The organism is Pseudomonas abyssi, assembly GCF_002307495.1.
Taxonomy (GTDB): domain Bacteria; phylum Pseudomonadota; class Gammaproteobacteria; order Pseudomonadales; family Pseudomonadaceae; genus Halopseudomonas; species Halopseudomonas abyssi.
Map to the genome: position 1 here is coordinate 61,001 of NZ_NTMR01000013.1, position 10,737 is coordinate 71,737.

The 10,737-nt window shown below is 61.4% G+C and carries 9 protein-coding genes; 8 read left to right on the forward strand and 1 reads right to left on the reverse strand.

The genetic code is table 11. The features are described from left to right. Positions 1 to 903, reverse strand: a complete 903-nt coding sequence (locus CNQ84_RS11855; RefSeq protein ID WP_096005076.1) for a DUF1853 family protein — start codon at positions 901 to 903, stop codon at positions 1 to 3. A 95-nt stretch (positions 904 to 998) separates the two neighbouring features. Between CNQ84_RS11855 and CNQ84_RS11860 the strand changes: the two genes are divergently transcribed. The 8 genes from CNQ84_RS11860 to CNQ84_RS11895 form a co-directional block, all read left to right on the forward strand. Beyond that, positions 999 to 1,883 carry an NAD(+) kinase gene (locus CNQ84_RS11860; protein WP_083724201.1) on the forward strand — a complete coding sequence of 295 codons (885 nt, stop codon included), beginning with the start codon at positions 999 to 1,001 and terminating at the stop codon, positions 1,881 to 1,883. A 1-nt stretch (position 1,884) separates the two neighbouring features. Beyond that, a complete protein-coding gene (locus CNQ84_RS11865; RefSeq protein ID WP_096005077.1) occupies positions 1,885 to 2,853 on the forward strand; it encodes a metallophosphoesterase in 969 nt (322 codons plus the stop codon). Between the two features lie 13 nt (positions 2,854 to 2,866). Continuing rightward, positions 2,867 to 3,715: a rhomboid family intramembrane serine protease gene (locus CNQ84_RS11870; RefSeq protein ID WP_096005078.1), complete on the forward strand. Its 849-nt coding sequence runs from the start codon at positions 2,867 to 2,869 to the stop codon at positions 3,713 to 3,715. Between the two features lie 29 nt (positions 3,716 to 3,744). After that, positions 3,745 to 4,011, forward strand: a complete 267-nt coding sequence (locus CNQ84_RS11875) for a YeaC family protein (RefSeq protein ID WP_096005079.1) — start codon at positions 3,745 to 3,747, stop codon at positions 4,009 to 4,011. Positions 4,012 to 4,043: 32 nt separating this feature from the next. After that, entirely contained in the window at positions 4,044 to 4,850 is an 807-nt protein-coding gene (locus CNQ84_RS11880; protein WP_096005090.1) for a DUF2797 domain-containing protein, read from the forward strand. 81 nt (positions 4,851 to 4,931) lie between these two features. Then, positions 4,932 to 7,583, forward strand: coding sequence for an aminopeptidase N (gene pepN, locus CNQ84_RS11885; RefSeq protein WP_096005080.1), 2,652 nt, complete (start codon positions 4,932 to 4,934; stop codon positions 7,581 to 7,583). A 270-nt stretch (positions 7,584 to 7,853) separates the two neighbouring features. Further along, on the forward strand, positions 7,854 to 8,981 hold the full coding sequence (locus tag CNQ84_RS11890) for a WD40/YVTN/BNR-like repeat-containing protein (protein ID WP_096005081.1): 1,128 nt from the start codon (positions 7,854 to 7,856) through the stop codon (positions 8,979 to 8,981). Positions 8,982 to 9,008: 27 nt separating this feature from the next. Further along, the coding region (locus tag CNQ84_RS11895) for an efflux RND transporter permease subunit (RefSeq protein WP_096005082.1) at positions 9,009 to 10,737 on the forward strand (1,729 nt) is incomplete at its 3' end.

Sequence of the window (10,737 nt, forward strand, 5' to 3'; positions counted from 1 at the left end):
TCAGGCTGGCCAGGCGTCATCCACACAGAGCAGCCGTTCGGCGCTCAAGCTGTCATCCCCCGCCGCACAGAACATGCGCGCTCGATGTCGCCCCAGGCGCAGGCAAAGCGCGCGCATGTCAGCGGGGCTGAGCGCTTCGGCTGCGTCTGCTGCCGGTGGCATTAACCATTCCTTATGCGGGAGCTGCAGCCAGCGCGAGCGTGCGGGCAGCGTCTTCAGGGCGCGTACCGGGCACCAGTGCAGGGGCCTGGGTGGTGCAAGACCGCCGGCTGGCAGCGGCATTGGCTGATCCAGCGGCGTGAACAACTCACCCTGCAACCAGGCGGCCGAGACCTCGGGCAGCGGCAGCGCCCGATGGGCGGTGGCAAGCTCGGGCAGGCGCTGGCTGAGTGGCAACTGGTGTTGAATCAGGCGAGACAGCTTGTGGGCCAGGGTGTCGCGGGTATCAATGCCCCACCAGTGCTGGGGGGCACTGCAATGCTGCAACGGGTCGTGCAGGTCGGCGCGGCCCAGGTAGAACTTGACCGCCAGCTCCAAATGCACGATGGCACCGTCGGCCGCCTGTATCACCAGATCCATTTCACCCAGCGTGTGCGCGCCGCGGCGCAAGGCGATATTGTGGGCCAGAATGCGCGTGTCCGGCGCCAGGGTCAGCAGGGCGTGCCAGAGGCCCTCGTAGTGGCTGCCGAGACGTCGGTCCGGCGAGTCGCTGAACAGCTCGGCCAAGCGGTGCGGGGCTGCATCCAGTAGACTCAGCTGATGCCAGAGCTGATCCGGATCCTGACGCCAGACGGAGTCCTGCAGCGGATCGCGCATGGGCAGTAATTGACCGTCAAGCAGCGCCGGGCTGGCGGCTACCCAGGCCAGGTCGCGGACAAGCGGGTTGTGAAAACGCGGTGGCATCGCGGCTCCCGTATTTGCCAGTCACAGCTGGCTGCGGAATAATCGGCGCGTGCCCCAAGTCTCGGGCATCTCACAGACGAACGCAAAGGGGTGGTATGGATCAGTTCCGCAACATCGGTCTCATTGGGCGTCTGGGCAGCGGGCGTGTGGTCGATACCCTCAAGCGGCTCAAGCGATTTTTGCTCGACACCGGACATACCGTGATTCTGGAAGACGCGGTGGCGGAGCTGCTGCCGGGCCACCAGCAGCAGGTGTGCTCGCGCAAGATGATGGGCGAGATCTGCGACCTGGTGATTGTAGTCGGCGGCGATGGCAGCCTGCTTGGCGCCGCGCGTGCGCTGTGCCGTTACAACATCCCGGTACTGGGCGTGAACCGCGGCGGACTGGGTTTTCTGACCGATATTCCGCCAGATGAACTCGAGGCGCGCGTAGGCGAGGTGCTGGCCGGCAAGTACATGGTCGAAACGCGCTTTCTGCTGGACGCCTTTGTGCGCCGCGGCGAAGAGCAACTGGGCACCAGTGAAGCCTTGAACGATGTGCTGCTGCACCCGGGCAAGTCGGCGCGGATGATCGAGTTTGAACTCTATGTTGACGGCCAGTTTGTCTACAGTCAGAAGTCGGATGGCCTGATTGTGGCCACCCCAACCGGCTCGACCGCCTACTCACTGTCGGCCGGCGGGCCGATCATGCATCCCAAGCTGGATGCCGTGGTGCTGGTGCCGATGTTTCCGCATACGCTGTCCAGCCGCCCGATCGTGGTGGACGGCAACAGCGAACTGAAGATCATCATTTCCAAGCAGAGCGGTATCTATCCGCAGGTCAGCTGCGATGGCCAGGTGCACATGTCCTGCGCACCCGGCGACAGCATTACCATCCGCAAAAAACCGCAGAAGCTGCGGCTTTTGCATCCGCTTGATCATAACTTCTACGCCATTTGCCGCAGCAAGCTCGGTTGGTCCAGCCGCCTGACGGAGCAGTAAGGTGAGCGACGCCGAGCTCGACCGGGGCTATGACATCATCGGCGATGTGCACGGCTGTGCGCATACTCTCGAACGCCTGTTGGAGCAGATGGGCTACCGCCGCCTGAACGGCGTCTGGCAGCATCCGCGCAGGCAGGCGCTGTTTCTCGGCGATATCATTGATCGCGGCCCGCGTATTCGCGAGGCGCTGCACCTGGTGCGCGACATGGTTGAAGCGGGGCAGGCGCGCTGCATCATGGGCAATCACGAATTCAACGCCATCTGCTGGGAGACGCCAGCGCCGCCGGGCAGCGGTCGCAGCTACCTGCGCGAGCATACCGAGCGGCATCATCGTCTGATTGGCGACACCCTGGCGCAATTCGACGCCTGGCCGCAGGAGTGGCGGGAGTTTGTCCAGTGGTTCGGCGATCTGCCGCTGTTTCTGGATATGGGCCCGTTTCGGCTGGTGCACGCCTGCTGGGACAGCAGCCTGATCGAGCCGCTGCGTCAGGATTACCCGGACGGCCGCATAGACGACGCGTTTCTGATGGGCTCGGCGCACTGGGGCAGCTTCCCGGCGCAAACCTTTGACCGGCTGCTGCGTGGCACCGACATGCGCTTGCCGCACGGCATCACCATGACAGGGAAAGACGGCTTTACCCGCGCGTTCTTCCGCACCAAATTCTGGGAGGAGGCGCCAGAAACCTACGGCGATGTGGTCTTTCAGCCCGATGCCTTGCCGGAGCCGGTGGCGGAAAAGCCGCTGACCGAGCAGCAGAAAAGCGACTTGATGCTGTACCGACCGCACGACCCCTTGCTGTTTGTCGGCCATTACTGGCAGCAGGGTACGCCCCGGCCGATTCGACCGAATCTGGCCTGCCTGGACTACAGCGCCGTGAAGTACGGCAAGCTGGTGGCCTATCGCTGGAGCGGCGAAACCCGTCTGGAACGCGATCACTTTGTCTGGGTCGAAGTACCGCAAATGAACTGAAGCGAGGCTCGCCATGCTCAAGGCGCTAACCCGTCCGTTGAATGAAGACCTGTCCGCGCTGGCACGCTTTCTGCGCCAGCGCGGGGTCGTGCACCGTATTGCCGAGGAACGTGGCGAGCAAGTGGTCTGGGTGGTGGATGAAGCCAGTGCGCAGATTGTCCGTAGTCTGTATGAGCAGGGCATGGATGCGTTGCCGCAATCGGGTGGTGATCCACGTCCACCTAGCCCGGCTGCACAGTTCTGGCGTCAGGCCCACCGGTTGATTCCGGTTACGCTCGGTGTGCTGGTAATCACTGCGGTGGTCGCGCTGCTGACCAGTATGGGCAGCGATGTTCGCCAGGTGGTGATGTTCACCTTTACGCCGCTTGAGCCCAGCGGGTATCTGGCTGAACAGCCGGATATGAGCCAGTGGTGGCGCTTGATCACGCCGATCTTTCTGCATTTTGGGATCATGCACCTGGCGTTCAACGCGCTCTGGTACTGGGAGTTGGGCCGGCGCATCGAAATGCGCTCCGGCGGGCTGTGGCTGCTGGGTCTGACGCTGCTGATCGGTCTGGTCTCCAATACCGCGCAGTGGCTGTGGAGTGGTAACAGCAGCCTGTTTGGCGGGCTCTCGGGCGTGCTGTACGGTCTGCTTGGCTATTGCTGGCTATACCAGAAGCTGGCGCCCAACGTGTTCTTTGACCTGCCACGTGGTGTCATCATCATGATGCTGGCCTGGCTGGTGCTGTGCATGACCGGGCTGATTACGCTGCTGGGATTTGGCGCCATCGCCAATGCCGCGCATGTCAGCGGCCTTGTTACGGGCTGCCTGATCGGCGCCGCGGCAGGTGCGTTGCAGCGCCAGCGGCAGGTACAATAGCGACTTTCACTCATCCAGCGGGAGACCCGATGACTACTTTCGTCGAGATGCTGCGCAACATCAGCCCGGAAATCTATCAAAGCCTCAAGCTGGCCGTGGAGATCGGCAAATGGCCGGACGGGCGCAAGCTGACGCAGGAGCAGAAGGAACTCTGCCTGCAGGCGATGATTGCCTGGGAGCAGGACAATCTGCCGGAAGAGGAGCGCACCGGGTACATGGGGCCGCAAGGCTGCAAGTCGCAGGAGCAGGAAATTCCCAATATTCTGTTTTCGACCCGCTCGGAGACCTTGCATTGAGCCAGCTGCAGTTTCAGGGCGGCGTCAGCAAGATGCGCGGCCAGCTTGAGTCGCCCGAGACGCCGGTGACCTACAGCTTGCCCATCGGTGATGAGCAGGTGCCGCTCAACGCGTTGCTCGGCAAGACACTGCGTCTGGAAGCGCTGGGCGTGATCAACTGCGTGCATTGCGGCCGCAAGACCAAGAAAAGCTTCAGCCAGGGCTACTGCTACCCGTGCTTTACCAAGCTGGCGCAGTGCGATGTCTGCATCATGAGCCCGGAGAAGTGCCACTATGATCAGGGCACCTGCCGCGAGCCGGCCTGGGGTGAGCAGTTTTGCATGACCGATCACATTGTCTATCTGGCCAATTCGTCAGGACTGAAGGTGGGCATTACCCGCGCCACCCAGGTTCCGACCCGCTGGATTGATCAGGGCGCAAGCCAGGCCTTGCCGATCATGCGGGTAGCCACCCGCCAGCAGTCCGGCCTGGTCGAAGACCTGCTGCGTCAGCAGGTGGCAGACAAGACCAACTGGCGGGCACTGCTCAAGGGTGACCCTGAACCGCTGGATCTGTGCGCCGAGCGTGATCGCCTGCTGGATAACGCGGAGGCGGGCCTCAGTGAGCTGCAGTCGCGCTTCGGCTTGCAGGCAATTCAGTTGCTGCCCCAGGCCGAGGCGCTGGCGATTCGCTATCCGGTCGAGCAGTACGTGGCCAAGCCGCAATCGGCCAACCTGGACAAGGAGCCGGTGCTGGAAGGCACGCTGCTTGGCATCAAGGGGCAGTACCTGCTGCTCGACACTGCAGTGATCAACATTCGCAAATACACAGCCTACCAACTGGCCTTCAGCGCCGGTTGAGCCATAACGGCAGGGCCGCCCTGCAGCGGGGCGGCCGAACACGATTTCACCGGCCGACGCCGGCCGCAGCGGAGCTCTGATATGCGTACCGAACAACCCAAGACGATATACCTCAAGGACTACCAGGCCCCGGATTACTGGATCGATGAGACTCAGTTGACCTTCGAGCTGTTCGAGGATCATGCGCTGGTGCACAGCCGTCTCGCTTTGCGCCTGAACAGCGACCGTCACGGCGCCGGCGCGCTGCCTGCGCTGGTACTGGACGGCCAGGAGCTGGCGCTGCTCAAGGTGGTGCTGGACGACCAGGAACTGGGCGAGGGCGAGTATCAGGTCGATGAAGACAGCCTTAGCCTGCAGCCAGCAGCGGCAACCTTCGAGCTGGCCCTGACCACCCGCATCGAGCCGCAGAACAATACTGCGCTGGAAGGACTCTACAAGTCTGGCAGCATGTTCTGCACCCAGTGCGAGGCCGAAGGCTTCCGCAAGATTACCTACTACCTCGACCGCCCGGATGTGATGAGCCGCTTCACCACCACGGTGATCGCCGAGCGTGAGCGCTATCCGGTGCTGCTGTCCAACGGCAACCCGATTGCCTCCGGCGAGCACGAAGGCGGTCGCCACTGGGTCAGCTGGGAAGACCCGTTCCCCAAGCCAGCCTACCTGTTTGCCCTGGTGGCTGGTGACCTGTGCCTGCTGCAGGACAGCTTTACCACCATGAGCGGGCGCACCATTGACCTGCGCATCTACGTCGAGCCGGAAAACCGCACCCAGTGCGACCACGCCATGGACAGCCTCAAGCGCTCCATGCGCTGGGACGAGGAGGTCTATGGCCGCGAGTACGATCTGGATATCTTCATGATCGTTGCGGTCAATGACTTCAACATGGGCGCGATGGAGAACAAGGGCCTCAATATCTTCAACTCCAGCTGCGTGCTGGCGCACCAGGATACGGCGACCGACATGGCCTTTCAGCGGGTCGAGGCGGTAGTAGCGCACGAATACTTCCATAACTGGTCCGGCAACCGGGTGACCTGTCGCGACTGGTTCCAGCTGTCGCTTAAGGAAGGCTTTACCGTCTTCCGCGACTCGGAATTCTCTGCCGACATGAACTCGCGTACGGTCAAGCGTATCGAGGATGTCACCTTCCTGCGTGCCAACCAGTTTGCCGAAGACGCCGGCCCGATGGCGCATCCGGTGCGGCCGGACTCCTTTATCGAGATCTCCAACTTCTACACCCTGACCGTCTACGAGAAGGGCGCCGAAGTCGTGCGCATGCTGCATACCCTGTTGGGTGAAGAGGGCTTCCGCAAGGGCACCGACTTGTACTTCGAGCGTCACGACGGTCAGGCGGTCACCTGCGATGACTTTATCAAGGCGCTGGAAGACGCCAACGGTGCCGACTTTACCCAATTTAAACGCTGGTACAGCCAGGCCGGTACGCCGCGTTTGAGCGTCACAGCTGACTACGATGCGACCAAGCGCGAGTTCCGCCTACATTTCACTCAGGTTTGTCCGCCCACGCCGGGCCAACCCGACAAGCTCCCGCAGGTCATCCCGGTGCGCATGGCGCTGCTGGACCGTGACGGCAAGGAGATGGCGCTGCAGCTCAATGGCGAGGCGCTTGGCAATGAGGCTGTTGTATCCATCACCGAAGCCGAGCAGACGCTGGTATTCGAGAATGTGCCGACCAGCCCGCTGCCGTCTCTGCTGCGCGGCTTCTCGGCTCCGGTCAAGCTGAGCTATCCCTACAGCCGCGATGATCGGGTGTTCCTCGCCAAGCACGATCCGGACGGCTTCAATCGCTGGGAGGCGGCGCAGGGGCTGGCGGTAGACGTGCTGCAGGGGCTGGTTGATATTCACCGTGCCGGACGCCCGTTGAACCTGGACCAGCGGCTGGTCGATGTGATGCGCAGTGTGATTACCGATGCCGAGCTGGACGCCGCCATGGTGGCAGAGATTATTCGCCTGCCGTCCGAAGCCTATCTGGTCGAATTGGCCGAGGTGGCCGACATTGATGCCATCCACTTTGCCCGCGAGTGGCTGCGCCGTGCGCTGGCCGTGGCGCTGCGTGACGACATGGCTGCCCGCTATCAGACCCTGGCAGCGGCCGGGGCAGGGGAGTTCAGTGCCAGCGCTCCGGCTATGGCTGACCGTAGTCTGAAAAACAGCTTGCTGGGGTACCTGATGCTGACGGGCGAGCAGCAGGTACTGGGCTGGTGCGTGCGCCAGTTTGTCGAGGCCAGCAACATGACTGACCGCCAGGCTGCGTTGGTCGCACTGGTAAACTCGCCCTTCGAGCAGCAGCGCGAAGCCGCACTGGCTGACTTCGCCGAACGCTGGTCCGCCTATCCGCTGGTGATGGACCAGTGGTTCAGTATTCAGGCCATGGCCAGTCAGCCCGGTGCGTTGGAGCGGGTCGAGAAGCTGATGGGGCACCCGCTGTTTACCCTGCGTAACCCGAACAAGGTGCGTGCGCTGATCGGGGCGTTCGTCAATCAGAATCTCCCCAACTTCCACGCCATCGATGGCAGCGGCTATGCCTTCCTGGCAGATCGCATCATCGAGCTGGATCGCAGCAATCCGCAGATCGCCTCGCGTCTGGTCACGCCGCTGAGCCGCTGGCGCAAGTTTGATGACGAGCGTCAGGCGCTGATGCGCGGGCAGCTGTCGCGCATTTTGGCGGAGAAGCTGTCGCCCGATGTCTATGAGGTGGTGAGCAAGTCGCTGGCCTGACCGGCAATGGCGAGTCCAGGAGCGCCAGCCGTCTGGCGCGCGGCTCTTGAACTCGCCGGCAATAAATGAGTTACTCAGCACGCGCAAGCGTGAAATTTTAATAAAAAATTACCGACAGGTATTTGTACCCGGCCCGAGAGGTCTCTAATATGCCCTGTCCGCTGGCGGAATGACTGCATGGCTGCGCCTGCGCTGCAGCAGGTCCCATGTGGCGACAACATGCTTCCCGTAGCGGAGCAACACCTATAAAAACAAAGAGGGGTGGTGTTTATGCGTAAGCCGTCTACCTGGCGTGCTTCACTCGCAACCCGCGCAGCTGTCTCACTGCGGGGTTCGTATCTCAAGAAAGCGTTTTCTGTTTCTGCGTTGGCCTCTGCCGTAATGTTGTCCGGCTTGGGCGCGCTCGGCTCTGCTGCCGTACAGGCCAATGACACTGTCGGTGAAGCGGTGCAACCGGCCATTCAATCTCCCTTGGCTGCGCATACGCTGTTGATCGACGCCGCGGTGGTGGGTGATCGTCTGGTTGCTGTCGGCAGTCGGGGACACATTGTCTATTCCGATGATCAGGGCAAGAGCTGGACCCAGGCTGAGGTGCCGGTACGCCAGCTGCTGACCGCCGTGTACTTTGTTGACGACAAGCGCGGCTGGGCGGTTGGTCATGACTCCCTGATTCTGAACACCACCGACGGTGGCGCCACCTGGGCGATGCAGTATCGCGACCCGGAGCTGGACCAGCCGGTCGACCCGGACGGCCCCAGCCTGCTCGAGCGTCCGCTGATGGACGTCTGGTTCCGTGATGCCAACACCGGCTTTGCTATCGGCGCCTATGGCACCTTCCTGCGCACCGACGATGGCGGCCAGACCTGGGAAGATCGCACCTACGACATCGACAACCCCGATGGCTTCCATTACAACGCCATGGCCGAGGTCAAGGGCGCGGGTCTGTTCATCGCCGGTGAGATGGGCACGCTGTACCGCTCACCTGACTTTGGTGATACCTGGGAAACCCTGACCGATCTGCCCTATGACGGCTCCTGGTTTGGTGTGTCCGGTACGGCGCAAAACAACGTCGTACTGGTCTGGGGTCTGCGTGGCAACATGTTCCGTTCCACCGACTTTGGTGACAGCTGGCAGCAGGTTGAGCTGAATACTCCCAACAACGGCCCGCTGGAGGCGACTCTGCTGGGTGGTGGTGTGTCTGCTGGTGGCGCGGTAGCGGTTGTGGGCGCCGGTGGCGTCGTCGTCACCAGCGACAACGGCGGCCGCAGCTTTGACGTCATGACCCGTCCTGACCGCGTGGCACTGGCTTCGGCCCGTGTGCTGAGCAACGGCGAACTGCTGCTGGTAGGCCAGCATGGTGTTGTCACCATGCCTGCCGACGCACTGCACGCGCACTGATAATAATTACAAGCCAGGAGAATCTGGATGTCCTTTGACCAGAAAGATGCCCCCTTCATGGAGCGGTTGGTCTTCAACAACCGCCTTGCAGTGGTGGTTCTGTTTACCCTCGTTTCACTGTTTCTCGGTTATCAGGCGCTGCAGGTACGGCCCGATACCAGCTTTGCCAAGATGATTCCGCTTGAGCACCCGTACATCGTCAACATGCTCGAGCACCAGCACGATCTCGCTAACCTCGGTAACTCCATCCGCATCGCGGTGGCCATTGAAGACGGCGACATCTTTAGCTCCGAATACATGGAAACCCTCAAGCAGATCAACGACGAGGTGTTCTTCCTGCCCGGCGTTGATCGTTCCAACCTGCGCTCGCTGTGGACGCCGAACGTACGCTGGACCGAGGTAACCGAATACGGCTTTGACGGTGGTCCGGTCACCAACCATCCGTCTTACACCAATGAGCAGGACCTGGAAGAGCTGCGCGCCAACGTGCTCAAGTCGGGTGAGATCGGTCGTCTGGTGGCCAACAACTTCAAGTCGAGCATCATCGAGGTGCCGCTGCAGGAGTTCTATCCGAACCCCGAGAATCAGAGCGAGCTGCTGCGTCTGGATTACAAGGAGTTCTCCCATCAGCTGGAAGAGAAGATCCGTGATCGCTTCCAGAACGAAAATCCGAACATCAGGATTCACATCGTTGGATTCGCCAAGAAGGTGGGTGACCTGATCGATGGTCTGATCGGCGTGGTTGGCTTCTTTGCCATCGCTTTCGCCATCACCTTCGTGATGCTGTATCTGTTCACCTGGTGTATCCGCAGTACCGTATCGGTACTGGTGACTACCGTGATTGCGGTGATTTGGCAGCTGGGTCTGATCAACCTGGTCGGTTTCGGGATTGACCCGTACTCCATGCTTGTGCCGTTCCTGATCTTCGCTATCGGTATTTCCCACGGCGTGCAGAAGATCAACGGTATCGCGCTGCAATCCGGTGGCGCCGACAACGCGTTGACGGCGGCTCGACTGACCTTCCGTCAACTGTTCCTGCCGGGCATGATCGCGATTCTGGCCGATGCGGTTGGCTTTATTACCCTGCTGATCATCGATATCGGCGTGATCCACGAACTGGCGATTGGTGCCTCCATCGGTGTTGCCGTGATCGTGTTTACCAACCTGATCATGCTGCCGGTCACCATCTCCTATCTGGGTATCAGCAAGAAGGCCGTCGAGCGCTCCAAGCGCGATGCGGTGCGTGAACACCCGTTCTGGCGCTTCCTGTCTAACGTGGCTCACCCGAATGTGGCGCCTTGGCTGGTGATCATCGCGCTGGTCGGCGGCGTCAGCTGCTTCATGTACCAGAAGGCGAACATCAAGATCGGCGATCTGGATGCCGGTGCGCCCGAGCTGCACCCGGATTCGCGCTACAACCTGGATAACGACTTTATCATCAGCAACTACACCACCAGTTCCGACATTCTGGTGGTGATGGTCAGCACGCCGCCGGAGAAGTGCTCTGCCTACGAAACCATGGAAGCCATCGACCAGCTGCAATGGAAGATGCAGAACCTGGAAGGGGTGCAGTCCGCGGTATCGCTGGTTACCGTCGCAAAACAGGTGATCATGGGCTCCAACGAGGGCAACCTGAAGTGGCAGAGCCTGTCGCGTAACCAGGACGTACTGAACAACGCCATCAGCCGCGCGCCATCCGGCATGTTCAACGCGGCCTGTTCGCTGGCGCCGGTGATGATCTTCCTGGATGACCACA